18 protein-coding genes are annotated in these 25,526 nt (G+C 70.8%); 14 read left to right on the forward strand and 4 right to left on the reverse strand.

The annotated features are described in order from the left end of the window. Positions 1-25: 25 nt before the first annotated feature. Positions 26-1,834, forward strand: coding sequence for an RICIN domain-containing protein (locus tag D1369_RS35725; protein WP_037899122.1), 1,809 nt, complete (start codon positions 26-28; stop codon positions 1,832-1,834). Positions 1,835-1,876: 42 nt separating this feature from the next. Here D1369_RS35725 and D1369_RS35730 read toward each other — a convergent pair whose 3' ends face one another. Then, positions 1,877-5,482 carry a LamG-like jellyroll fold domain-containing protein gene (locus D1369_RS35730; protein ID WP_037899120.1) on the reverse strand — a complete coding sequence of 1,202 codons (3,606 nt, stop codon included), beginning with the start codon at positions 5,480-5,482 and terminating at the stop codon, positions 1,877-1,879. 397 nt (positions 5,483-5,879) lie between these two features. Between D1369_RS35730 and D1369_RS35735 the strand changes: the two genes are divergently transcribed. The 5 genes from D1369_RS35735 (at position 5,880) to D1369_RS35755 (ending at position 11,863) form a co-directional block, all read left to right on the forward strand. Continuing rightward, complete coding sequence (locus tag D1369_RS35735; protein WP_007380346.1) at positions 5,880-6,899, forward strand: LacI family DNA-binding transcriptional regulator; 1,020 nt, start codon at positions 5,880-5,882, stop codon at positions 6,897-6,899. A gap of 127 nt (positions 6,900-7,026) precedes the next feature. Beyond that, positions 7,027-8,274, forward strand: coding sequence for an extracellular solute-binding protein (locus D1369_RS35740; protein ID WP_118082832.1), 1,248 nt, complete (start codon positions 7,027-7,029; stop codon positions 8,272-8,274). A 20-nt stretch (positions 8,275-8,294) separates the two neighbouring features. Next, entirely contained in the window at positions 8,295-9,251 is a 957-nt protein-coding gene (locus D1369_RS35745) for a sugar ABC transporter permease (RefSeq protein WP_007380344.1), read from the forward strand. Then, positions 9,248-10,060, forward strand: coding sequence for a carbohydrate ABC transporter permease (locus D1369_RS35750; RefSeq protein ID WP_007380343.1), 813 nt, complete (start codon positions 9,248-9,250; stop codon positions 10,058-10,060). Before D1369_RS35745 ends, D1369_RS35750 begins: the two co-directional genes overlap by 4 nt. Positions 10,061-10,126: 66 nt before the next feature. Further along, on the forward strand, positions 10,127-11,863 hold the full coding sequence (locus D1369_RS35755; RefSeq protein WP_007380342.1) for a trehalase family glycosidase: 1,737 nt from the start codon (positions 10,127-10,129) through the stop codon (positions 11,861-11,863). A gap of 115 nt (positions 11,864-11,978) precedes the next feature. Here D1369_RS35755 and D1369_RS35760 read toward each other — a convergent pair whose 3' ends face one another. Next, positions 11,979-12,386, reverse strand: a complete 408-nt coding sequence (locus D1369_RS35760) for a RidA family protein (RefSeq protein WP_007380341.1) — start codon at positions 12,384-12,386, stop codon at positions 11,979-11,981. Between the two features lie 231 nt (positions 12,387-12,617). Here D1369_RS35760 and D1369_RS35765 point away from each other — a divergent pair, with 231 nt between their 5' ends. From D1369_RS35765 to D1369_RS35780, 4 genes are all read left to right on the forward strand, one after another. After that, on the forward strand, positions 12,618-13,604 hold the full coding sequence (locus D1369_RS35765; RefSeq protein WP_007380340.1) for a hypothetical protein: 987 nt from the start codon (positions 12,618-12,620) through the stop codon (positions 13,602-13,604). Between the two features lie 48 nt (positions 13,605-13,652). Then, positions 13,653-15,503 carry an HSP90 family protein gene (locus tag D1369_RS35770; RefSeq protein ID WP_007380339.1) on the forward strand — a complete coding sequence of 617 codons (1,851 nt, stop codon included), beginning with the start codon at positions 13,653-13,655 and terminating at the stop codon, positions 15,501-15,503. A 2-nt stretch (positions 15,504-15,505) separates the two neighbouring features. Then, on the forward strand, positions 15,506-18,439 hold the full coding sequence (locus tag D1369_RS35775) for a hypothetical protein (protein ID WP_118082833.1): 2,934 nt from the start codon (positions 15,506-15,508) through the stop codon (positions 18,437-18,439). Between the two features lie 64 nt (positions 18,440-18,503). After that, on the forward strand, positions 18,504-19,343 hold the full coding sequence (locus D1369_RS35780; protein ID WP_007380338.1) for an endonuclease/exonuclease/phosphatase family protein: 840 nt from the start codon (positions 18,504-18,506) through the stop codon (positions 19,341-19,343). A gap of 283 nt (positions 19,344-19,626) precedes the next feature. Here the strand turns inward: D1369_RS35780 and D1369_RS35785 are convergent, their stop codons facing one another. Both D1369_RS35785 and D1369_RS35790 read right to left on the reverse strand, forming a co-directional pair. Further along, positions 19,627-21,117, reverse strand: coding sequence for a S8 family serine peptidase (locus tag D1369_RS35785; protein WP_106433475.1), 1,491 nt, complete (start codon positions 21,115-21,117; stop codon positions 19,627-19,629). A gap of 47 nt (positions 21,118-21,164) precedes the next feature. Continuing rightward, positions 21,165-21,452: a hypothetical protein gene (locus tag D1369_RS35790; protein ID WP_106433474.1), complete on the reverse strand. Its 288-nt coding sequence runs from the start codon at positions 21,450-21,452 to the stop codon at positions 21,165-21,167. A gap of 345 nt (positions 21,453-21,797) precedes the next feature. Here D1369_RS35790 and D1369_RS35795 point away from each other — a divergent pair, with 345 nt between their 5' ends. The 4 genes from D1369_RS35795 to D1369_RS35810 all read left to right on the forward strand — a co-directional run bounded on the left by D1369_RS35795 (position 21,798) and on the right by D1369_RS35810 (position 25,457). Beyond that, positions 21,798-22,112: a DUF6400 family protein gene (locus D1369_RS35795; protein WP_007380336.1), complete on the forward strand. Its 315-nt coding sequence runs from the start codon at positions 21,798-21,800 to the stop codon at positions 22,110-22,112. Next, positions 22,099-22,356, forward strand: coding sequence for a hypothetical protein (locus tag D1369_RS35800; RefSeq protein WP_007380335.1), 258 nt, complete (start codon positions 22,099-22,101; stop codon positions 22,354-22,356). The genes D1369_RS35795 and D1369_RS35800 overlap by 14 nt, the downstream gene beginning before the upstream one ends. A 167-nt stretch (positions 22,357-22,523) precedes the next feature. Beyond that, entirely contained in the window at positions 22,524-24,305 is a 1,782-nt protein-coding gene (locus tag D1369_RS35805; RefSeq protein ID WP_007380334.1) for an enoyl-CoA hydratase-related protein, read from the forward strand. Positions 24,306-24,368: 63 nt separating this feature from the next. Next, positions 24,369-25,457, forward strand: coding sequence for a hydrogenase expression protein HypE (locus D1369_RS35810; RefSeq protein WP_007380333.1), 1,089 nt, complete (start codon positions 24,369-24,371; stop codon positions 25,455-25,457). Positions 25,458-25,526: the final 69 nt, after the last annotated feature.

Consider the following 25,526-nt stretch of genomic DNA (forward strand, 5'->3'; position numbering starts at 1 on the left):
CGCGGTCACCCTCAAAGGAGAGGCAATGCAGACAAGACGGCTGGGACAGACACTGGGCACCTTCGCCGCGGCAACCGCGCTGGCGACGATCCCCCTGAGCAGCGCGCACGCGTACAACCCGACCGGAGGAATCCTCTACCAGCTCGGCAGCGAACCCTGCCTGAAGGGGAGGGGCAACTGCGCCGTCTACCCCAAGTCGGCGCAACTGCCGAGCGGACGGCTGGTCGCGTCCTTCGAGAAGGCCACCGTCGTGCCGCAGTCGTCAAGCGCCGACGGAGAGACCCTCCCGGTCTACAAGAGCGACGACCGCGGCACGTCCTGGCAGCCGCTTTCGGAGGTGAAGGCCCCGGCCTACCTCTCCACCGACCCCAAGTACGCGAAGTACACGAGCAACTGGACCAACCCGTACCTCTACACGCTCCCGCAGGCCGTCGGAAACCTGCAAGCCGGCACCCTGCTGCTGGCGAGTGTCGTGTCGGGCGACGACTACTACTACAAGGAGCACAAGGCAGCCGACCCGAACTGGACGCCCTCCAACGACGGCGACCGCAAGGACCTGGCCATCGCCCTGTACTCCAGCACCGATGAGGGCAGCACCTGGAAGGTCCTCAACGTCGTCGCCACCGGCGGCTGGCAGGGCGGCAGCGCGGGCGCGGTCGGCCAGAACATCGCGGCCGCCAACACGCACCAACAGGTGGACCCCCTCTGGGAGCCCTACCTGATGGTCCACAAGGGCCAACTCGTCTGCTACTACTCCGACGAGAACGACTACCTCGGCGTCGACCCGGCCACCGGCGCCCCGATACCGGACCCCGCGAACGCCACCGCAACCGACTCGCACGGCCAGATCCTCGCCCACAGGACGTGGGACGGCCGTAGCGCGGAGTGGAGTTCGCCAGTCGTCGACATCGCGGGACTGACCGACGACATGGGCGGCGGCAAGACGGAGATCGGGGGCGGGCGGCCGGGCATGACGAACGTCGCGCCCACGACGGACGGCAAGTGGCTGCTGACGTACGAGTACTGGGGCGGCGGAGCGAACGTCCGGTACGCGCTCGCCGCCGACCCGCTGAAGTTCCGCGGCGGCTCCTCGGGCGCGGTCACCTCCCTGCCGGTCGACACCGGGTCGCACCCGCTCGCCACCGGTGGCAGCCCGGTGATCATCAGGCTTCCCGACGGGCGCCTGGTCTACAACGCGGCGGGCAGCGGCAACGTGTGGGTCAACGACAGCGGAAGCAGCACCGGCGTGTGGAAGGAGTACCAGACCACCTCGCGGGCGGGCTACAGCCGCAACCTCCAGTACGTCGCCGGCACCGGCCGTATCGCCATCCTCAACAATCAGGACACCTCGACGATCGCCTTCGCCGAGGTCGACCTGGGCCGGACCCAGGGCACCTACTACCAGGTGGTGAACCGGAAGACCGGCCAGGTGATCGGTACCGGCGGAAGGACCAACGACGCCAACCTCGGCAACGGCGACGTGTCCGACGTCGTCCTGGAGAACGCGGGCGCGTCGGCAAACAAGGACACCCAGTCCTGGCACGTGGTCACCGAGCCGAACGGCGGCACGACCCTGCTGAACAGGTCGGGCGGCCGCGCGGCGGCCATCTGGACGGGGAACGCCACCGTCGGGCAGCGGATCGGCCAGTGGGTCGACAACAGCGCCGGCGGAAGCTGGAACCTCGTCAGAACGGCCGACGGCTACTACCGGTTCCAGGCGGTGAGGAACACGAGCGTGTACCTGACCGGCGCGTCCGCGGGTGGCCCCCTGACCCTCCAGAACGCCGTCGCGGACGGTTCGCAGGAGTGGCGGCTCGTCCAGGTCGGCGGCTGAGAGACGGAGACCGGCGGCGCCTTGCGGCGCCGCCGGTGACGATCACCTCTCCTGTGAGTAGGGCGCCACGGTGATCCGGTCGATCAGCGGCGCGTACCGGGAGCGGAGCAGCACACCCGGGAAGGTGTCCGAGGCGTAGCTCGTGCCGCCGAAGTTCGGCAGCTCCTCGGAGCGGAAGGCGATCGTGTTCTGTCCCTTCTTCAGGGTGACCGGGACGGTCAGCTCCCAGAAGTTGTTCTGGTGGAAGCTGTGCGGGAAGCCGACCCGCCTCGTCTCGCCCCCGTTGACGGTGATGTCGGCGTGGCGGGCCAGCGGGTCCGGGTTGTAGTGGGTGGCCTCCGACTGCTCCGGGTTGGAGTAGCGGATCCGCAGCGCGTACAGCCCGGCCCGGTCCGCGGCGACCGTGAAGGTGGCCGTGTTGCCGTTGCCCGGGTCGCCGCCGACGCCGGTGATCGCCGTGCCGTCGGTGGCCAGGGAGAGCGGGGTGAGCGTGGCCGAGCCCGCGAGTACCGCGTCCTGGGCCTCGTACGTACGCGCCTTGAGCGCGCCCTTGCTCGGCGTGACCGTGAGACGGTCGAGCAGAGTGGTGGACGAACCGCCCGTCAGGGTCACCTTGTTGACTCCTCCGGAGAGGGAGACCGCGACACGGTTGCGGTCCTTGGCGAGGCGCAGCACGTCGTGTCCGTTGACGGAGAGCCTGGCCCCGGTGCCGCCGAGGGTGTCGACCTTGAGGGTGGCCTCGCGGTCGGCGGGGGAGTACACCCAGAACGTGGCCGTCTGGCCCTTGGCGAGCCGGGCCGCACCCGAGCCGGAGCCCGCCACGTTGTAGGCGGTCTGTGCTCCGCCGCCCAGCCAGGCCAGTTCGCCCTCGTACACCTGGGTGGTGGCCGAGGCGGCCGGCAGGGCGAGGGTGAGACGGTCGACGATCGCGTCACCCTTCGTCACACGCTTGCCGTCCAGGCTCTTCGCGGCGAGCGTCAGGGTGTGCCTGCCCTTGGTGAGCTTCACCGTGGTGTCGGTGTGGTCCCACACCACCCACTTGTAGCCGAGCGGCAGATACAGCTGCTGCTCGCTGCCCGCCTGGCCGTCCACGCGCAGGAAGACATTGGTGGGGCCCTGTTCCTTCACCTTGTCGAAGGTGTTGAGGGAGTTGGCGAACACGCTCAGGTCGTAGGTGCCGTCCTCGGGCACGTCCACCGTGAAGTCGAGCGTGACGTCCGAGCCGGTGCGCAGCCCGCCCACGTCGTAGCCGCCGGAGGTGTAGAACTTCGACACGTCGGAGGTGGAGCCCTCCGGACCGTTCTTCGAGTAGCCGGACCCGGTGTGGGCGGCGTCCTCCGCCTCGTAGGAGCCCTGCCAACGCACCGGCGGTGACTGGGGCTTCGCGGCCTTCCCGGTCTTCGCCGCCGGGCTGAGCACGATCTCGTACGCCGAGGACTCCTTCAGCTTCGGCAGCGTGCCGTCACCGAAGTCCACGGTGACCGTGCCGTCGTCCGCGACCTTCAGGTTCGTCTCGGTGAGCAGCTTCGGGCCGGAGTGGTCGCCGACCTGCCCGCTCCACTCGATCTCCCGCACCCAGGCGTGCACGTTCTCGCCGAAGAGCTTCTTCGGGACACCCGCGAAGGTGATGTGCCCCTTGCCGGTGGAGCCGCCGAAGAGCAGCCGGGCCTGCTTCTTCTTCTCGTCGAGGGTGGCGACGCCCTGCATGGTGTAGTTCTCGCCCGGGAACGGCGGGGTCACCGACACCGTGTGCCCGCTCATCGAGGCGTACGAGTTCAGCAGCCACCACTGGCCGTTGCCGCGGTTGGACTGCACCGCCGAGTCGGAGAGGTTTCCGTCGATGTTCCAGTAGGCGATGTCGGCGTCCACCTTGGACTCCTCGATCGCGGAGACCCACTGGATCATCTGGCCGGGGACGGAGGTGTGGTAGTTGAAGGCGTACTCGTTGATGTTGACGGGGAGTTCGATGCCCTCGCGGTCGGTGCCCTTGAACAGCTCCTTCTCCCACACCCGGTACTTGGCCACGCTCGCGCGCACCGCCTCCGGGTGGCTCAGCTCGTGCCAGGTGATGACGTCCGGGAGGGTGCCCGCGGCCAGGGCGTGGGTGAGGAAGCCCTTCACCTGGTCATAGAGGATGCTGGTGTTGGGACCGGCGATACGGGCGTCCGGCATCCTGGTCTTGATGAGCTTGTACGCGGAGTCCCAGGCGGCGAAGTAGTCCTTGGGGTCGCTGAGCCAGCTGACCTTGTCGTAGCTCCACTCGCCGGTGCCGAACATGTTGCCCTCGGGCTCGTTGAACGGCACGAAGACGATGTTGTCCTGGTACTGCTTCGGCAGCTTCAGTACCTGGTCGACCTGCCCCGCGATCTTCTCCTCGTAGAGCCTGAGCTTCTCCGCGGGAGTGTCACCCGGCCACTCGTACGGGAAGCCGCGGTGGATGTCGGTCATGTAGATGTACACATCGCCGTCGGTGGAGTCGGCGAGCGGCTTCACCACGTCCAGCGCGTCGGCACCGGGGTGTTGCGGGCCGTCCTGGGCCTTGGTGGAGACCGTGCGCAGGCCCATGCCCTCGATGAGGTTGTTGGTGGGGACGTCCGGTCCGTACACGCCGTAGAGGGTGCCGGAGGCGCCGCCGTGGAACGCGCCGGTGTCCGAACCGAGGTCGACGGTGAGCTGCCCCTCGCGGACCACGGTGACGTTCGCCTTCACGCCGCGTCCGGCCGCCGTGCCGGCCACCGTGAACGTCCCGGGCTTGGCGTACTTCTCGGGCGGCACCGCCTCCCAGACGACGGGTGTGTCGCGGTCGTAGCCGTCGGAGAAGGTGGAGCGGACGGTGGCCGGGAGGGTCGGGGCGGTCCCGTCGGTCGTCCGGACGTCGAAGGAGGTCTGCGACAGGTCCTCGAGGGTCGGCACGGTCCCGACCAGGCCGGCCACCTGCTCGGCACTGAGCGCCGAGTGCCATACGGCGAAGTCGTCGACGGCGCCCTTGAGCAGCGGGTCGGGATAGAGGGACTTGCCTATGTAGCCCGCGGCGGTCGCCGAACTGCCCAGCAGGTCCTTGGCCTTGATGGCGGTGGCCGCGGAGGACACCGCCACACCGTCGAGGTACGTGGTGAGCCGGCCCGCGGTGGTGTCGAGGGTGACGGTGACCGTCCGCCAGGCGTCCGCGGGCAGCGGCGCGTAGCCGCGGACCTGGTTCTCCGCGCCGCCTCCGCCGGTGGTCACGGAGGTCTGGAACAGCCCGTTGCCGTTGTACGGGGTGCTGAAGAGGTACCTGCTGGTGTCCGTGCCCAGGTCGAAGATGCGCTGCCAGGACGACTTGTCGCCGCTCCACTTCACCCGGGCGGAGACGGTCAGGTCGCTCGCGTCGCCGACCACCTCGCGGGGCAGCCGGACATAGGCGCCGTCGGAGGTGGGCGCCCCGCCGGGCAGGGCCAGCGCCCTGCCGCCGTCCGCGCCCGCCACGGACTGGGCCGTCGAGCCGTTCACCAGGCTCGCCGTCAGGCCGTTTCCGGAACTGTCGGTGATCTTTCCGGAGGCGAGGTCGTCCTGGTCGAAGGTGTAGCGGGCGGCGGGCCCGGGCGCCTCGGCCGCGTGCGCGGACACGGCGGGGGCGGCCAGCAGGCCCGCGCCGAGGGCCAGCGCCATGGCGGCCGGCGCCCGGCGGCGCGTGGATCTGTCGGGGGATGACATGGAGAACGTCCTCAATCGTCGTAACGGGTTCAGGTCGGCCCGCCTCGGGGCGCCGTCGAACCGATTCGATCCGGGCGGGTGCGGGGGAAGAGGCGTGTGCGGGGGGAAGGGGTGGGGCGGCTCTACGGCGGCGCGCGGCGAGGGAGCCGCGAGGGGCGACCGCGCCGAACCGGTTCGGCGAAGCTAGCACCGGGACATCCGGCCAGCAATGCCTACGACACAGGGATCTCACGGTCCCACGGGGCCCCGTCGGCGATTACGTCGAGAGTATTGACAGGCGCCCGGGCAGTTCCTACGTTCACTTCCACGCGAACCGGTTCGACAAGCCGGTCGCCCGTCCCGAGGAGTCGCCGTGAACATCGGTGAGATCGCCCGGCGGGCCGGTGTCTCGCGCAGCACCGTGTCCTACGCGCTGAGCGGCAAGCGCCCCGTGTCGGAGGACACGCGCCGGAAGATCCAGCGCATCGTCGACGAACTGGGCTACCAGCCCAGCGCCAGCGCCCGCGCCCTGGCCAACGGCCGGACCAGCACGATCGGTCTGGTGTTCCCGCCCGCCGGGAACCACTACACGGGCATGCAGCTGGACTTCATCGGCAGCGTGGTGGAGGCCGCCGCGGCCCACGACTACGACGTGCTGCTGTCGCCCAGCGGCGTCGACAGCGACCGTTCCTTCCAGCGGCTGCTGGGGGAGCGGAGGGTCGACGGCGCGATCCTGATGGAGATCCGGCTGGAGGACGACCGGGCCGATCACCTGGCCGCGCTCGGCTTCCCCTCCGTCGCCATCGGCCGCACCGCCCACCCGGAGGACGGCTGGTACGTCGCCCTGGACCACACCGCGCTGGCGGCGGCCTGCGTCCATCACCTCGCCGACCTCGGCCACCGCCGCATCGCCTTCGTCAACCGGCCCGAACAACTTTTGAGGACCGGATACGAGTCCGCCCACCGCGGCCTGGACGGCTTCACCAAGGCCGCGGCCGAACGCGGGCTGACGGTCCGCACGTACTGCTGCGGGGACGACGCCGCCGCGGGCCAGGCCTGCCTGGAACAGATCCTGCACGACGACCCGGCCACCACGGCCCTGGTCACCCTGAACGAGGCCGCGCTGGGCGGCCTGTACCGGGGGCTCGCGCACGCGGGCCGCCATGTGCCGCGCGACTTCTCCGTCACCGGGGTCGTCGCCAACCGCTGGGCGGAGACGGTGACCCCGCAGCTCACCGCCGCCGACGTACCGGCGGCCGAGATGGGCCGGCTCGCCGTCGACCTGCTCGTGGAGCGGCTGGACCACTCCGACGCGCCGCCCCGGCAGCACCTCCTCACCCCGCCGATCTCGCTGCGGGCCAGCACCGGACCCGCAGGAGTCCCGCAGACCTGATCAGGTCCTCCGAGCACTCGTCACCCCGCCGCACGCCCGAACGCCAGGTACCCGAGGGCGTGTTCGCGGTTTCCCCGCGCGACCCACCGCCGCGGCACCCGCATGCCACAAACCGAAGGAACCCGCCATGAACAGCTTCTCCGGACGACGCCGTCCGACCGCCGCGGTCCTGATCTCCCTGGCCGTCGCCACCGGAGTCACCGCCTGCGGCTCCGGCTCGGGCAGCAGCGGCTCCGAGGGCGCCGACGGCAAGACGTACACCGTCTGGGACCCGTACCCGCAGTTCGCCAAGGGCTCGGCCTGGACGAACCTGCTGGACAAGTGCGGCACCCAGGCGGGCGTGAAGGTCAAGCGGACGGCGTTCGACACCAGCGACCTGACGAACAAGGCCCTCCTGGCGGCCCAGCAGGGCAACTCCCCGGACCTCCTCATCGTCGACAACCCGGTCGTCTCGACCCTGGCCGAGGCGGGCGTCCTCACCACGACCGACGACAACAAGCTGGACACCTCGAAGACCGACCCCAACCTCCTTGCGGCCGGCCAGTCGGGCGGCAAGACGTACGGCACCCCGATCGGCGCCAACACCCTCGCCCTCTACTACAACAAGAAGGTCCTGAAGGAAGCCGGCGTCGACGTCGCCTCGGTGAAGGACTGGGCGTCCCTGACGGCGGCGCTGGAGAAGGTGAAGAAGGCGGGCAAGAAGGGCATCACCTTCTCCGCGATCGGCACCGAGGAGGGCAGCTTCCAGTTCCTGCCCTGGTTCTGGGGCGCGGGCGCGAAACTGACCCAACTCGACTCCGCCCAGGGCGAGTCGGCGCTCTCCCTGTGGAAGGGCTGGGTCAAGAGCGGCGTCGCCCCCAACTCGGTCCTCAACAACACCCAGACGACCAGCTGGCAGGAGTTCGCGACCGGCGAGTACGCCTTCGCGGAGAACGGCACCTGGCAGCTCGCGGGCGCCAAGAAGGCCGGCCTCGACTACGGCGTGCTCCCGATACCCGGCGCCTCCGGCGGCAGCGCGGCCGCCCCGACCGGCGGTGAGTTCGTCACCCTCCCGGTCCAGGACGACACCGGCCGCTACACCACCTCCCAGAAGCTGGCGACCTGCCTGACCAGCACCCAGAACCTGTACGACACCGACACCACCCTGTCCTACGTGGCCCCCACCACCGAGGTCCAGGACAAGCAGGTGGCCGCGAACGCCGAGCTGAAGCCGTGGGTCGACGCGGTCAAGGCCGCCAAGGGCCGCACCAGCGACGACCTGGGCACCAAGTACCCCAAGATCTCCGAGCAGATGTGGAAGGCCGTCCAGTCCGCGCTGAGCGGCTCCAAGTCCCCGAAGGACGCGATGGCCGACGCGCAGTCCGCCGTCAAGTGAGCACATCCCGGGGTCAGTTGATGAGTCAGACGACGACACGAGTACCGCGCCCGCGGACCGACTCCGACGGCGCGACCCCGGAGGCTCCGCGCCGTCCCGTCTCCCCGCAGTGGGCCGCCTGGGCCTTCCTCGCCCCGGTGACCCTCTACCTCGCCCTGTTCTACGCCTATCCGCTCTACCGCAACATCGACCTGAGCCTGCGCCACTACACCGTGCGCTCTTTCGTGCGGGGCGACGCGCCGTTCACGGGCCTGGCGAACTACCGGATGGTCTTCGACGACCCGACCTTCGCCCCGGCCCTCACCCACACCGTGGTGTTCACCGGCGTGTGCCTGGTCTTCCAGTACGCGATCGGTCTGGCGCTGGCGGTCTTCTTCCACCAGAACTTCCGGCTCTCGGCGACCCTGCGGGCCCTGTTCCTGGTGCCGTGGCTGCTGCCGCTGATCGTGTCGGCGTCGACCTGGTCGTGGATGCTCAACAGCGACTCCGGCATCGTCAACGCCGTCCTGCACGCCGTCGGCATCGGCCCGGTGAACTGGCTGACCTCGCCGTCCTGGTCGCTGGCCTCGGTGATCATCGCGAACATCTGGATCGGTGTCCCCTTCAACCTGGTCGTCCTCTACAGCGGCCTGCAGTCCATCCCCACCAGCCTCTACGAGGCCGCCGCCATCGACGGTGCGAACGCCTGGCAGCGCTTCTGGAGCATCACCTTCCCGCTGCTGCGCCCGGTCTCCGCCATCACCCTGCTGCTCGGGCTGGTCTACACGCTCAAGGTCTTCGACATCATCTGGATCATGACCAAGGGCGGTCCGGCCGACTCGTCCACCACCTTCGCCACCTGGTCCTACCAGCTCGGCTTCGGCAACCTGCTGCCCGCCTTCGGCCCCGGCGCCGCGGTCGGCAACCTGCTCGTCGTCGCCGCCCTGGTCTTCGGCCTGATCTACGTACGGGTCCAGCGAAAGCAGGCGCTGTCATGAGCACAAGGCCACTGAAGACCGCCCTCGGCCTGCTGCTGACCGCGATCATGCTCTTCCCGGTGTACTGGATGCTCAACGTGTCCCTCACCCGCGACCAGGACATGCGCAAGAGCCCACCCGACCTGTTCCCTGTGCACGGCACCCTGGAGGGCTACCGGGCCGTCCTCGACCAGCAGTTGCCCTACCTCGGCACCAGTCTCGTCATCGGTCTCGGCACCGTCGCCCTGACCGTGGCCCTGGCCGCCCCGGCCGGCTACGCGCTGGCCAAGCTCCGCCCGCGCGGCGGGGGAATGCTCAGCTTCCTCCTGCTGGTGGCCCAGATGATCCCCGGCATCATCATGGCGATGGGCTTCTACGCCATCTACCTGCAACTCGGCCTGCTCCAGTCGGTGCCCGGCCTGATCGTCGCCGACTCCACCCTGGCCGTGCCCTTCGCGGTGCTCATCTTCACCGCGTTCATGTCCACCATCCCCGGCGAACTCCTCCAGGCCGCGCAGATGGACGGGGCGCACGCCCTGCGCACCTTCTGGTCGGTCGTGCTGCCGATGAGCCGCAACTCCGTCGTCACCGTGTCACTGTTCGCGTTCCTGTGGTCCTGGTCCGACTTCATCTTCGCCAGCACCCTGGCGGGCGGCGGCGCCCACGAGCCGATCACCCTCGGCATCTACCACTACATCGGCAACAACAACCAGCAGTGGAACGCCATCATGGCCACCGCCGTCGTCGCCTCCCTGCCGGCCACGGTCATCCTCGTCCTCGCCCAGCGCTATGTGGCCGCCGGCGTGACCGCCGGCGCCGTCAAGGACTGACGTCCGCGGCGCCCCCCTTCCCCGATGATCACCGACGATCCCTGCTCGAGAAACGAGTGCCCCTTCATGACCGCCGACCGCCCCGGCCCGGCCTTCTCCGTCCAGGACATCCCGTTCAGCACGCACGGCTCCTGGTTCGGCATCTCCCCCGTGCTCGCGGAGAAGACCCGCGCCGAGGACCTCCACCTCGTCTCGCACCAGAACGGCATGCACCCCGTCCTGAGCCTCGTGCCGCTCGATCCCACGACCGGCGAGCGGGCCGAGACCCTGGTCGAGGCGACACCGGGCCTGCTGAGCTGGACCGGCGCGGACGGCCGTATCGACCTCGCCTACGAGACGCCGGACACCGTACGCCTGCGCGGTGCCGGTGCGTCGCTGCGGATCTCGGCGGCGGCCCGGACGCTGACCCCGTTCAGCGGGACGTACTTCTTCCGCGAACCGGCCGCCGACGCCTATGTGTTCACCTCGTACGAGACCGGCCGCCGTTACCGGGTCACCCTGCTGTCCGGCACGGTGGCCGAGGTGGCCGGTTCCCAGGCGCTGGGCGACGGTGAGCGCGGTCTCACGATCGGCGCCGAGGCGGACGGATCGTGGGAGATCGCGGTCGAGGAACTGGACACCGCCCGCCCCGCCTACGTGCCGGCGGCGGCCTTCGGCAAGGTCGTCGAGACCGCACGGAACTCCTTCGCGGACTTCGTCGACACCGTGGCCCCGTGGCGCTCCTCCGCCACCCCGGCGGCCGAACTCGCGGCCTATGTCCTGTGGTCGGCGACCGTACGTCCGGCCGGCCTGGTGACCCGGCCCGGCGTGCTGATGTCCAAGCACTGGATGGACAAGGTCTGGAGCTGGGACCACTGCTTCAACGCCCTCGCCCTGGCGCCCGGTTGCCCCGGACTGGCCTGGGACCAGTTCCAGCTGCCCTTCGACCACCAGGACGAGACCGGGGCGCTGCCCGACTCGGTCACCCACTCCGAGGTGCTCCACAACTTCGTCAAACCGCCCATCCACGGCTGGACGTTCGGCCGGCTGCGCCGTCGGCTGCCCACCCCCGTGGGGCGGGCGGAACTGACCGGGACGTACGACAGGCTGGCACGCTGGACGGAGTTCTGGCTCACCGCCCGGCGCGCACCCGGCGCCGCTCTGCCGCACTACCAGCACGGCAACGACAGCGGCTGGGACAACGCCACCACCTTCGACCCCGAACGGGTCGTCGTCACCGCCGACCTGGCCGCCTTCCTCACTCTCCAGCTGCACGAACTCGCCGACCTGGCAGCGCACTTGGAGAGGCCTGACGATGCCCGCCGGTGGACGCGGGCCGCCGAGGAGACGCAGCGGGCGATGCTCGACCAGCTGTGGACGGGGGACCGGTTCGTCGCCCGGGGCGTCGAGAGCGGCGACACCTGGGGCACGTCCAGCCTGCTCGACCTGATGCCGATCGTGCTGGGCGAGCATCTGCCGCCCGACATCAGCGACGTCCTGGCCGGCCGGATCGAGGCCCATCTGACCCCGTACGGCCTGGCCACGGAGCTGCCGACCTCGCCGCACTACCTCCCCGACGGGTACTGGCGCGGCCCGATCTGGGCGCCCGCCACGGTCCTCGTCGAGGACGGACTGCGCCGCGGCGGCCACCACCGGCTGGCGGACGAGGTCAGCGCCCGCTTCCGCGCCCTGTGCGAGAAGCACGGCTTCGCGGAGAACTTCGACGCCCTCACCGGCACGGGCCTGCGCGACCGCGCCTACACCTGGACGGCCGCGGCCTACCTCCTCCTCGCCGAGGCGCACGCACAGCGGGAGGGCCGGTGACGCCGCGGGACGGCCGGTGACGCCGACCACCGCTTGGCCCTCGACAAGTCCCGCTGACCGGCACCTGGGAGCTGCCGCTGGACCTCCTGGAGCGGCGGGTTCCCTGGGCGCGTGTTCAGTCGAGGACCGCGGTGGCCTCGATCTCGACGAGGTGGTCGGGGACGTCCAGTGCCGCGACGCCCAGCAGCGTGGCCGGCGGGACGGGGGTGACTCCCAGTTTCGCGGCCGCCCGCGAGATCCCCTCCAGGAGTTGGGGCATCTTGTCGGGCGTCCAGTCGACGACGTGGACGTTCAGTTTCGCCACGTCGTCGAAGGAAGCGCCGGCCGCGGCCAGGGCCGTCCCGACGTTGAGGTAGCTCTGCTCGACCTGCGCGGCGAGGTCACCCGCACCGACCGTGCGGCCCTCGGCGTCCCAGGCGACCTGACCGGCGACGAACACCAGCCTCGACCCGGACGCGACCGCCACCTGCCGGTAGACATCGATCTCCGGCAGTCCGTCGGGATTCAGCAAGGTGATGGACATTTTCTGCGCCTCCATGAGCGGGCACCCAAGGCCCTTGGTCTCTTCTGGTTACTGGAAAACCGTAAGAGAGCGATCGGTGACATGGAAGAACGCACTTTTCGGTGACTGGGGAACCCGTTGGTGACCTGGCAGCTCAGCAAGTGGAGCGCCGGTGAAAACCCTGTGGAAGCGGTGTCAGTGGGGCCGTTTATGCTGCACGGACGATCACGCGGGACCAGGGGAGGGCGCGGCATGTTCGGCAAGCTGTTCGGCAGGGATGCGGAGAGACCGGAGGCGAATCCGTACGCCCTGCCCGTCCCGCGCAGACAGAAGAACGGGACGTATCCGCTGCGCGCCCTCGGCGACACCCGGGTGCTCGCGCTGGTGGAAGCGGCCGACGCCGGTGACTGGGAGGCGGTGAAGGCGGCACTGGTCCCCTTCGATCTCGGCCGCGACCACGCGGTGCTCGGCGAACTCGCCGAGCTGGACGGTCTGCAGGACTGGATCGGCCGGGCTGTGGACGAGGACAAGGAACACCGGGCGACGGCCCTGCTGATGTCCGGGGCGCGCCACATCAGCTGGGGCTGGGAGGCGCGTACCTCCGCACGCGCCGTGAACGTCACGCAGGAGCAGTGGCGGATCTTCCACGAGCGGCTGGAGATCGCCGAGGAGCAGCTGCTCGAAGCCGCCGAGCTGCGGCCCGACTGGATCACCCCCTGGCGCCGCCTCCTCACCTCCGGCCGCGGCATGTCGCTCGGCCCCGCCGTCAACGAGACCCGGCGCGACGCCGCCCTGCGCCGCGACCCGCTGGACCTGGAGACCCACATCGAGTGGGTGTCCCAGTTGCAGCCCAGGTGGGGCGGCGAGCCCGGCCAGGCCCTGACGTTCGCCCGCGAGGCCTTCGCCGGTGCGCCCGACGGGCACCGCCTCGGCTGTGTGGTCGCCATGGCCCACATCGAGGAGTGGGTGGAGTCGGACAGCCGCGACCATCTCGACACCCCCCAGGTCCAGGAGGAGCTCAGAGAGGCGGCCCGGCGCAGCATTCTCCACCCCGCCTACGACAGGCCCCTCGGCTGGCAGGAGGACTTCAACATCTTCGCCATGGCGCTGGCCCTGTCCGCCGAGAGTGTCGTGGCCCCGCGGGTCTTCCACGAGCTGGGCGGCGCCTACACCTCGTGGCCCTGGACGTACATGGCCGAGCCGGAGAAGGCGTACGCCCGCTTCCGGCGCCGTGCCTGACCACGTCCCCGCCCGCCCCTTGCCGACGACCTCACCCCGGACTGCCCGATGACTCTGCCCGACACCCCTGCGAGCCCCGCCGACCGCACCTTCCAGGTGGACCTGCGCGGCCTCGTCGACCTCCTCTCCCACCACCTCTACTCCAGCCCCCGCGTCTACCTGCGCGAACTCCTCCAGAACGCGGTGGACGCGCTGACCGCCCGGCACAGCCTCGAACAGGGCGCCCCCGCCGACGTGTTCGGAATCCGCCTGTACGCCGACGGCTCCGTGGTACGCGTCGAGGACGACGGCGTCGGTCTCACCGAGGCCGACGTGCACACCTTCCTCGCCACGATCGGCCGCAGCAGCAAGCGCGCGGACCAGATCGCCGACCAACGGGCCGACTTCATCGGCCAGTTCGGCATCGGCCTGCTCTCCTGCTTCCTGGTCGCGGACGAGATCCACGTCCTCAGCCGCTCCGCCCGCACCCCCGACGCGCCCGTCGTGGAGTGGCGCGGTCGCGGCGACGGCAGCTACACCGTCCGCACCCTGCCCGCCTCCACCCGCCCCCGGCCCGGTACCACCGTCACCCTGACGCCCCGCGCCGACGCGGGCGAGTGGACCCGCCCGGCCCAGGTGCACGCGCTGGCCCGCCACTTCGGCTCCCTGCTGCGCCACCCGGTGACCTTCGACGACGGCACCGCAGGACCCGGCGACCGGGGCGCCCCCGTCAACCCCGAGCCCGCACCCTGGGCGCGCAGCCACGCCACCCCCGGAGCCCGCTCCCGCGCCCTGGCCGCGTACGGCGAGGAGGTCTTCGGGTTCACGCCGCTGGACACCATAGAACTGGACCTGCCGGCCGTGGGCCTGAAGGGCATCGCCTGCGTGCTGCCCGAGGCGGTACCGGCCGGGCGCCGCCACGGCCACCGCGTGCACGTCAAAGGCATGCTGCTGTCCGAGCAGGCCGAGGAGATCCTGCCCGACTGGGCGTTCTTCGTCCGCTGTGTCGTCGACGCCGAGAGCCTGCGCCCGACCGCGTCCCGCGAGTCCCTGTACGAGGACGACACCCTCGCCGCCGTCCGCGACGCGCTCGCCGAACGCCTGCGCGCGTGGATCGCCCGGGCCGCCGCCAGCGACCCCGAACTGCTCGGTCGTTTCCTCCAGGTCCACCACTTGGCCGTGAAGTCGCTCGCGGTGCACGACGACGAGATCATGCGGATGCTGCTGCCCTGGCTGCCGTTCGAGACCACCGACGGGCACGCCACCCTCGACGAGTTCGCGCGCACCCACCGCACGGTGCTCGTCACGTCCAGCGTGGAGGAGTTCCGCCAGGTCGCGGCGATCGCCTCGGCCGCCGGCCTCGGCGTCGTCAACGGCGGCTACACCTACGACCGTCAACTGGTCCACCGGCTGCCGGAGATCAGGCCCGAGGTCACTGTCGCGGACCTCGACCCCGGGACCCTCACCGCCCACCTCGACCCGGTGGACCGCGAGACGGAACTGGCCGCCTCGGCCTATCTCGCCCAGGCCCGTGACGCCCTCGCCGTCTTCGACTGCGATGTCGCGCTGCGCACCTTCCAGCCCGCCTCCGCCCCCGCCCTCCTCCTCGACAGCCGCGAGGCCCGGCACGAGCGCACCCGCTCCCAGCTCGCCCGCGAGCAGCAGGGCGGCGTGTGGGGCGACATCCTCGGCGCCCTGCGCCAGGAGGCCCCGCGCGCGCAGCTGATCCTCAACCAGCTCAACCCGCTGGTGCGCACCGCCGTCACCATCGACGAGCCCGAGCTGGCCCGCACCAGCGCCGAAGCCCTCTACGGACAGGCCGCGATGCTGTCCCGGCGCCCGCTCAGGCCCGCCGAGTCGAGCCTCATCAACCGCTCCTTCCTCGACCTTCTCGCCCACGCCCTCCGCAAGGACAGCTGACGATGCCCACCGCGATCCAGACCACCGACGAGCTGTACCAGGCGCTCCAGGACAATGACCAGCGTCCCTACGGCCGTACCCGCACCGTCACCGCCGAGGAACTCGTCGACGTCGCCGAGCAGTTCGAGGAGCCCGTCCCGCTCGTCCACGCGCTCCTCGAACTCCAGGAGGCGTACACCTACGGTTCCGAGCCCCGGAAGTCGCCCGTCGTCTTCGCCCGGCTGCTCACCCTCTTCGACGAGCAGCCCGACGTCTTCGACGAGCGCCTGCGCCACATGGTGTTCTGGCGGTTCAAGTGGGTGGGCCACGCCCTGCGTCAGCTGCCCGAGATACCGCTGGCCAGCCTCCGCCAGTGGCTGACGGAGATGCGCGACCGCTACGAGAAGGCCGGCCTCGGCCTCCAGCCCTACTACGGACAGGCGTACCAGCTCGCCGCCCACGTGGGCGAGGACACCACCCTCGCCTACGAGTTGTGGGCGGGCCGCACCCGCACCCGGCTCAGCGACTGCGAGGCCTGCGAGATCTGCGAGCGCGCCCTGTTCCACCTCGCGGCGGGCGACGACCAGCGGGCCCTGCGCACCTGGGAGCCCGTCCTGAACGGGAAGGAGTCCTGCCAGGAGGAGCCGGCCCGCTCCCTCTCGTACGCGCTGCTGCCCCTGCTGCGCACCGGCGCCGCCGACCGGGCCCGCGAACTGCACCTCGTCGGCTACCGCGGCTGCCGCCGCAACCCCTCGATGTCCGGGGAGGTCGGCCGGCACCTGGAGTTCTGCGCGCTGACCGGCAACGAGGCGCGCGGCCTGGAGCTGCTCGCCGAGAACCGGAACCTGTTCGACGAGGTCGACTCGCCGTTGGACCAGCTCGACTTCCTCACCGGTGTCGAGGTCCTCCTCCAGCGCGTCGAGCACCTCGGGCACGGCGAACTGCCGGCCGCCGGATACGCGGGCCGCACCTGGACGGTGTCCGGCCTGCGCGCGGAGGTGCGGGGCCGCGCCGACGACCTCGCCGCCCGCTTCGACGCCCGCAACGGAACCTCGACCCACACCGACCGCCGCAGGACCCGCCTCGACCGGGCCCCCCTCCTCGACGCGCTGGAACTGACCCTGCGCCCCCGCAGCCTCGACGACGTGGCCCCGGCCGCCCCGGTCACCGCGCCCGTCTCCCGTACGACCGCCGCAGTCCCCGACTCCCTGCCCGAACTCATCATCCAGGCACGGAAGTGGGAGGAGGAGGGGCACCCGGAGGCCCAGACCTGCTTCGCGCGCCTGCGCACCCTCGTCGCCGCCCGCGACTACACCCACCCCGACAACCCGGCCGTGGGCCCCCTGGTCCGGCTGCGCGCGGACCTGCTGGCCGACGAAGCGACCTCTGCGGCCAACAAGGACGACTTCGCCGAAGCCGCCGCGCTCGACGAGGAGGCCGCGGCTCTCTACGACGACGCCTCGGAGCCCGGTCACGCGGCGGTCGCCCGCGCCCGCGCCCTGCTCGCCGCCGCCCAGATCCCCGGCGAGGACACGGACCGAGCCGAGACGAAGGCGGCCGCGCTGACCGCCGCCCACGCGTCCGTGGTCCGCCTGCACGAGGAGACGACCGGCCTCCCTCCCTACCTGGAGGCCCGCCTGCTGCGGTTGCGGGCGACCGCGCTCGGCCTGCGTCTGCAGACGACGGGAAGCACGGAGCACGTCGCGCCGGTCTTCGCCGAGACCGACCTGCTGCACGCCTTCGCCACCCGGCACGACCTCGCCGGGCAGATCTCCGGCGCCCTGATGCTGCGGGCCAGCACCCACGCCCTCTCCGGTGACCTGCCCGCCGCCGTCACGGAGATCGACGCCCTCCTCGACCGGCTGAAGGCGCACGGCCCCGCCTGGCACGTGCCCCGCACCCTCGGACTGCGCGGCCGGCTCCAGCTCGCCCTCCGGGACCCCGAGGCCGCGCACACGGACCTCACCGAAGCGCTGCGACGGGCCGCCGACTGGCCGGCCGACACGATCGACATCACCCGCCTCCACGGCGATCTCGCCGAGGCCTGCATGCACCTGGGCCGCCCCGGCGAGGCCCTGCGGCACCTGACGCGCTCGGCGGAGACGGACCTGCGCCGCGGCAACCGGATCGACGCCTTCTGCACCTACAGCAACGCGGCCCAGCTCAGCCTCGACCTGGACCGCGTCGAGGACTGCATCGCCCTGCTCGACTCCCTGCTGGCCGAACCGGACGTCGCCGCCGGAGAGCTGGACGACCGGCTCACCGCCCAACTGCGCCTGACCCGCGCCCGCGCCCTGCGCGCGGGGGAGGACGTCAAGGCCGCCACGGCCGAGTTCGCCGCACTCGCGGCCGAGTCGGCCGGCTGGGACGACGACCCGGGCAGCCACGCCATGATCGCCGCGGAGACGGCCGTACTCCTCGGTGAGTCCGGCGAGTTCGGCCCGGCCCGCGAGGCGGCCGACCAGGCGATCGCCGCCCACGCCCGGGACCCGCGCTACGAACTGCTCAGCAACTGCCTGCGCGAACTCGCCCGCCTCCAGGCCCAGCAGGAGGGCGCCGAGGGCCTGGCCGATGCCCGCGCCTTCCTCGCCGACGCAGCCCGGATCGCCGACGAGGCCCGCGCCGCCGGATACGAGCCCCGCGGCCGCTCCCTGGACAGTGCCCTGGCCTACGAACACGGGCGGGTGAGCGCCTACGCCGGCGCGTACGAGGAGGCCCTGGCCGCCCTGGAGAAGGCCCTGGCCCTGCTCGGCGAGCCGGGACCGGAGGACGACCGGGCCGGTGAGTGGGCGGAGTGCGTGCGCCTCGCGGGCGCCGTGGAGGGCCTCTACCTGGAACGCCCCGCCCCCGCTCTCACCCGCCTCGACGCCGCGGTCTCCCACCTGACAGCCGTGGGCCACACCGAGGAGACCGAGCCCCTGATCTCCCTGGCGGCCCGGCTGCGCGACGAGGAGTGAGCCCGGTCCCCTAACATCGTTCAGGTAGACGTCAGTTGCCCTGCGGATCCACGTCGAGGAGGCAGTGGTGCTCGGAAAGGGCACGTGGTTGCTCGTGGGTGCCCTGGTCGTGGCCTGGATGGTGCTCTCCGGCCCCAGCGCGCCGAGCGGTGCCCTGGACGCCCGATCCGTGCCCGCCAAACCCGTCAGGGACGTCGTACCGAACCGCGTCATGACCTGGAACCTCTGCAACCCCTGCAAGACGGGCAACGACGACCGGGCGGCGGAGATCGCCACGTTCGCCCCGCAGGTCATCGGCCTCCAGGAAGCGTGCGTGGGTGACGTCGAGAAGATCCGGGACTATCTGGAGAACCTCCACGGACTCGTCTACCACGTCGAGTACGGGGCGGTTCTCCAGAGCTGGGGCCGGTGCGGGGGAGCGCCCTGGAACCCGGGCGGCTACGGCGAGGCGATCCTCTCGGCGGCCCCGATGACCGACGTCGTCACCGAGGAGTATCCCGACGGCGGCTCCGAGGACCGCGGATACATGGAGGTCACCACCACGGTGGGCGGCCGCCCGGTCCGGGTCTTCAACACCCACCTCGCCGAACGGCGTCAGGAGGCGGTCCGGGCGGACCAGGTCGGCGTCCTCGCCAAAGAGGTCGCCCGGCACGACCGCGCGATCGTCATCGGAGACTTCAACGCCGTGCCGGACGCCTACGAACTCACCAAGATGTGGAGACTGGCCACGGACGCGGACCCCCACTGCCGTCCCGGCGCCGCCACCACCTGCGAGCCGACCACCGACTGGCAGAGCAAGTTCGACTACGTCTTCCTCCGCGGCTACGTCCCCGCCAGACACCGTGTGCATCCGAACCAGGTCTCGGACCATCATGTGCTGTACGCCGACGTGAACCCGGCGTAGGCGGACACCGCAGCTCGGGCAGCGGCACCGGATCGAGCCACAGGGCGCCCGCGCGGGACGAGGTCGAGGGTGCCGCATCACGCCGCTGAGGACGTCGGCCTGTACCGCACCGCCGCGAGCGCGGCCAGGACGAACCTCCCGCTTGGATCCGACAGGCAGCGCACGCCCGCCAACAGCCCTGCTGGCCGGCCGCTCCACAGTTCCGCTAATCGTCGAGGCCGGTGATCAGGTCGCCGTCGTCGTCCGAGGCCGGGATCCGGGCCACGCCCCGCAGAACCGAGGCTCAGGGGTTCTGGGTGAGGATGAGGTCCAGCGCGGCGCTCACGTTGACCAGCCCGGGTCCGGTGGCTGTGTCGATGCCGATGTGGGCGCGATTGCCGAACCGCGGGTGATTGGTGCCGGTCGTGACGTCGGTGGCGGTCGTGGTGAGCGCCTTGGTCACCTGGGCGGGGGTCATCCCCGGCTGGGCTCCGAGGAGTACGGCCACCGCTCCCGCGATCTGCGGTGCCGCGGCCGACGTGCCCGAGAACATCGCCCAGCCGTCCCTTGGACCTGTGGTGTCGCCCGGGTCCCTGGTCGGGTCGCCTGGGCCTGGCCGGCTCTCGTCGACGTCGATCGCGCATCCGGGCGGCACCGGCAGCATCAGGTACTGGGCCCGGGGGAGCAGGCCGACCAGACCGCACACGGTCGGCACGCGGACGCCGTCGATCCAGGGGCTGACGTATCCGCTCGCGTAGTTCGATGCGCGCAGTCGGCCGTCCTGCGCTGCGAACACTCCGCCTGCGGCGATCACTCCGGGCACCTGGGGTTCGATGGCGAACTGGCCGTTGCCCGCGGAGAAGACGACGACGATGCCTTGCTCCACCGCGTCCAGGATCTCCAGCGCGAAGATCACGTCGGCCTGACTCGGGTCTCCGAGCGGAGGGAAGTCCCCGTCTCCGCCCCACGAGTTGGTGAGAACTTGCGGGTGGTCTGCCTTGGCACGCAGGAAGCCGGCCGTGGCGGCCGTGAGGTCGCCCCGGTGGTTGCTCGCGCGGTACGGGCGCAGTCGCGCGCCCGGAGCCACGGCGAAGATGTTCGCCGATTCCCCGGTGCCGTGCCCGATCGGATCCTCTGCGGGGCTGGTGCCGGGGACGAGCGCGACGGGCGGGGCGACGTCGTAGTCGTGGGCGGTGAAGAAGGCGTGCTCGGCCTGCCCCGTGTCGACCATGGCGACCCGCACACCGCGACCGGTGTGCCCCGCCTCATGTGCCGGGGTCGCGTTGAGCAGCCTGGCGATGTCGTCCGGGAGCGTGAGGTGGAACGCGTCGACGTCCGGTGGCCTGGCGTCGGCCGGGAGGAGACGCATGGGCGTGCGCGGACGCTCCAGGGCCACCGCCTCAATGGCGTCCTCGCCAGGTGCGGCGCCGACGCCGAGGGCGGCCGGTTGCCGGTCGCCGACGATGTCGAGGTGCGTGACGGAACGCTCCCGGTTCATGGGCCCCAGCTGCTGCACCTCGTAGCTGGCGATCCGCCCGCTGGTGAGCTGTTCGTACGCGGCCGGCGTACCGGCGACGGTGAAGCCCAGCCGGCTCTCGGCAGTCACGGTCAGCCCCGCTGTCCGTGCGTACTCCTTGGCGCGCTCCAGGGCGTCACCCTCGGCACGGAACGGCCTGGCCGAGGAGAAGGCGGTTGCCTGGGTCGCCGGCACCCCGCCCTGCGAGCGGGCGGAGACATAGCCGTACACGGTTTCCGGAACGTCCTGTCCGTACTGGGGCGTTGTGGGGTTCGTCATTTGTCCTCCAGAAGGGGAGGCCCGGACGCACGAGCCACGGCAGCCGGTCACGAACCCCCGTCGCGGGCTCCGGGCATGGGAATCGGCAGTACGGTGACGGACCTCGCGATGTTCGCGAGTGCCAGTGGTACGGGCAGCGTCTGCGGACGTGAACGGTGCTCGAGCGGCGCGATGCCGAACGCCTCGCAGAACTTCCCGCTCGACCCGGTGACCAGTGCCCCGGCGGTCATGGGCACCACGTCGATGCCATGACGGGAGCACCACGAGACCAGGTCATGCACCGTAGCCTCGGCCTGTAGCTCAACCAGAGCCTCGACGAACTCCTTCTCGGGCACGTCACCTTGCCCTGATGTCACCTGTTTCTCCTGATGACTCGCTTATCACTTCAATCCTCGCATTTACCGCATCGGCTGGCAAAACGTGCTAGCGATCGGGTCCTGAGCTGCTTCTTCACGTTGGCCGGTCGTGGAGGGGATTACTGAAGTCGAGTTCTGGGCTGCGGAGTTGGAGTCCGTCGCGACCCTGCTGGGCTGCAGCATCTGCTCAACGGAGATGGCCCGCCGCAGATCGGGCCGACCTCCACATCGGTCCTCTTCCCGGGGGTGTCCATGCGCGGGTCTGCTGTGACTTCTCCCACCTGCTCTTGCCGGGGCGAGAAGCGCTTGCCTACGTTCGGTCGCATGTCCTCCCATGGCCGCGCCCTTCCGGGCGAACCGGACGAAACCGCCGCGGAAAGCAGACCCGCGACGGACCGAACCGACCCGCTCCCGACGGTCGACCTCGATGTCGACCTGAGCTCGCATGAACTGCTCCGGCGCGCTCATGTCGTGGACGCTCTCGGCCCGGACTGGGACCCCGTCGCCGTGCTGCGCGGTGAGGAAGCGGCGTACGAGCTGCTGTATTCCGGCCTCAGCGCGGAGCAACAGCGCGTGTACGACGAGCTGGTCTCGGCCGGCGTGCTGCCGCGGAGAGGGGGCGGCGATGCTGCCGCTTGACCCGCAGGCGGACATCGGGCGGCGCGCCTGGGTGGCCTGCCCGAACTGCGACGATCATCGCGGGTGCGCCACCTGCGAGCAGGGGCGCACCTGTTCCGAGCACTGGCGCTACCTGCTTTCCCACGTCGGCAGTCTGCTTCACCTGCAGTGCCGGTCCTGCACCCACATCTGGGCACACGAGACCCACTTCGGTGCCACCCGCTCCCGGTGGGAGCGCATCACCAGCGGCCTGCGACGCATGTGATCATCAGTGGCGCCGTCGGTCGTGGCCTGCCAGTGAGGCCGGACGGCGGATCGGCGCCCGCTTTCGGATGATCCCCCCGCCTGTCGTCGGGAACGACAGGCCGCCTTGCCCGAGGATCGCGTCCGGCGGGCATCCCTGCCTGCCGTACGTCCGTCTCGGAGGCAGCGGTGCACATCCTGCTCCTGGCCAGTGCGTTCAACAGCCTCACCCAGCGTGTCTTCGCCGAACTGCGCGACCGTGGCCACACCGTGGCGGTGGAACTCGCCCTTCCTGGCAGCCCATTGCCCGAAACCGTGCGGCGGCACGCACCGCAGCTCATCGTGGCGCCGATGCTGAAGACGGCGATTCCCGAGGAGGTGTGGACAGCGCACACCTGCCTCATCGTCCATCCGGGGCCCGTGGGCGACCGTGGACCCTCCTCCCTGGACTGGGCGATCCACGAGGGCGTCGACCAGTGGGGCGTCACCGTCCTGCAGGCCGACGCGGAGATGGACGCCGGTGACGTGTGGGCCTGCGTGCCGTGCAGGGTCCCTCCCGTTCCCAAGAGCGAGCTGTACCGGGGTGAGATCGCCGACGCCGCGCTGGAGGCGGTCCTGCTGGCGGTGGAGCGCTTCGCCGAGGGGACCCACGTCCCACGCAAGCAGGACGCGGCACGCACGGCCGACGCCCGTCTGCGCCCCCGCCCCTACCTCGACCAGAGCGTCCGGCGCATCGACTGGGCCGAGGACTCCACGCACGACGTCCTGCGCAAGCTGAGAGCGGCGGACTCCCAGCCCGGTGTGCTGGACGTCCTGCTCGGCCGTGAGTGGTATCTGCACGGCGGTCATCCCGAGAGCGTGTTGCGCGGCCGCCCGGGCGAGCTGCTGGCCACCAGGGCCGGGGCGGTGTGCCGGGCCACCAAGGACGGCGCCGTGTGGATCCCCGAGCTGCGGCCCCGGCGCGTGTCCGGGCAGCCGCCCACGTACAAACTGCCTGCCGTGCGGGCACTGGGCGACCTGCTGCCGCCCCTGCCCGATCATGCCCTGCCCCTGCTGCCCGAGGTACGGCACCGTACCTGGACGGACATCCGCTACCGGGAGGAGGGGAACGTCGGGTTCCTCTTGTTCTCCTTCCCCGGCGGCGCCATGAGCACGGAGCAGTGCCGACGTCTGCTGGACGCCTACCGGGAGGCGTGCGAGCGGCCCACGTCCGTACTGGTGCTGGGCGGCGAACGGGACTTCTTCTCCAACGGGATCCATCTCAACGTCATCGAGGCCGCGGACGACCCCGCTGCCGAGTCCTGGGCGAACATCAACGCCATCGACGATCTGGTCGAGGCGGTCCTGACGACGACCGACCGACTGGTGGTCGCGGCGGTCGCGGGCAACGCCGCGGCGGGCGGGGTGATGCTCGCCCTGGCGGCCGACGAGGTGTGGTGCCGCTCGGGCGCCGTGCTGAACCCTCACTACCGCCTCATGGGCCTGTACGGCTCGGAGTACTGGACGCACACCCTGCCCCGCAGGGTGGGTCCCGCGACGGCGGAACGACTCATGCGTGAGGCTCTCCCGGTGAGCTCGGCGGCCGCCCTGCGCCTCGGTCTCGTCGACCGGGTGGTCGACTGCGGTCCGGACGCGTTCGCGGGGGAGGTCGGCGGCCTGGCGGCCCGTCTGGCGTCACTGCCGGCCACGGCGGCACGGATCACCGCGAAGAAGACGGAGCTGGACCGGCTGGAGAGCGTGACACCGCTGGCCGGCTTCCGTGAGCTGGAGCTGGCCCGCATGTGCCGGACCTTCGACGACCCGGACGCCCCGTACCACTCGCTGCGTCGTTCCTTCGTCCACAAGGAGCGGCCGGCGTGCACCCCGCCGCACCTCGGCCCCGCCCAGGTTGCGCAAACCGGTCCGACCCCCTCCGCCGCGGATGTCACCGGAATGGCCCTGCATGCCGTCGCGTCACGGACGAACGGCTGATACGAAGAAAAGCGATGGTCGAAATCTGGGCTTTCATCCCTTACCTCCCCAGGAGGCGGTCCCATGACTGAGGCGACGCCGGACACGGTCGGCGCTGCGGACGCGAGCGGCGCGCCCGCCGACGAGGCACCTACGATCCACATTCTCTGGATCAACGCGGGCCTGAGCTGCGACGGCGACTCGGTCGCGTTGACGGCGGCCATGCAGCCCAGCATCGAGGAGATCGTGCTCGGTGTGCTGCCGGGCCTTCCGAAGATCGCCGTCCACTGGCCGCTCATCGACTTCGAGTGCGGTCCGGTCGGCGGCTCGGACACGTTCATCGAGTGGTTCTTCAAGGGGGAGCGGGGCGAGATCGACCCGTTCGTCCTGGTCGTCGAGGGCTCCATCCCCAACGAGGCGATCAAGCCCGAGGGCTATTGGTGCGGCTTCGGCGACAACCCGGAGACCGGCCAGCCGATCACCACCAGCGAGTGGATCGACCGGCTCGCCCCGAAGGCACTGGCGGTCGTCGCCATCGGCACCTGCGCCACCTACGGCGGCATCCACGCCATGGCGGGCAACCCGACCGGCGCGATGGGCGTGCCCGACTACCTCGGCTGGGACTGGAAGTCGCACGCGGGCATCCCCATCGTGTGTGTCCCCGGCTGTCCGATCCAGCCCGACAACTTCTCCGAGACCCTCACCTACCTGCTCTACCAGGCGACCGGCGCCGCCCCGATGATCCCGCTGGACGACAAGCTGCGCCCGACCTGGCTGTTCGGGGCCACCGTGCACGAGGGCTGCGACCGCGCGGGTTACTACGAGCAGGGCCAGTTCGCCCTGTCCTACGACTCGCCGACGTGCCTGGTCAAGCTCGGCTGCTGGGGCCCGGTCGTCAAGTGCAACGTGCCCAAGCGCGGCTGGATGAACGGGATCGGCGGCTGCCCCAACGTCGGTGGCATCTGCATCGCCTGCACCATGCCGGGCTTCCCCGACAAGTTCATGCCGTTCATGGATGAACCCCCCGGCGCCAAGGTGTCGAGCAACGCCAGCGGAGCGTACGGCGCCGTGGTCCGCAAGCTGCGGTCGATCACCGCAAAGACGGTGGACAAGGAGCCCAAGTGGCGCCGTACCGGAGACAGGATCACCACCGGATACCGACCCCCGTGGTGAGCGTCCGCCGCAGATGATCCGCTCCCCGTTCTCGTGCATGCACCCCCCACCTGAACCTCCCGCGCAACG

The sequence above is a fragment of the Streptomyces sp. CC0208 genome (assembly GCF_003443735.1).
In the GTDB taxonomy this organism is placed as follows: domain Bacteria; phylum Actinomycetota; class Actinomycetes; order Streptomycetales; family Streptomycetaceae; genus Streptomyces; species Streptomyces sviceus.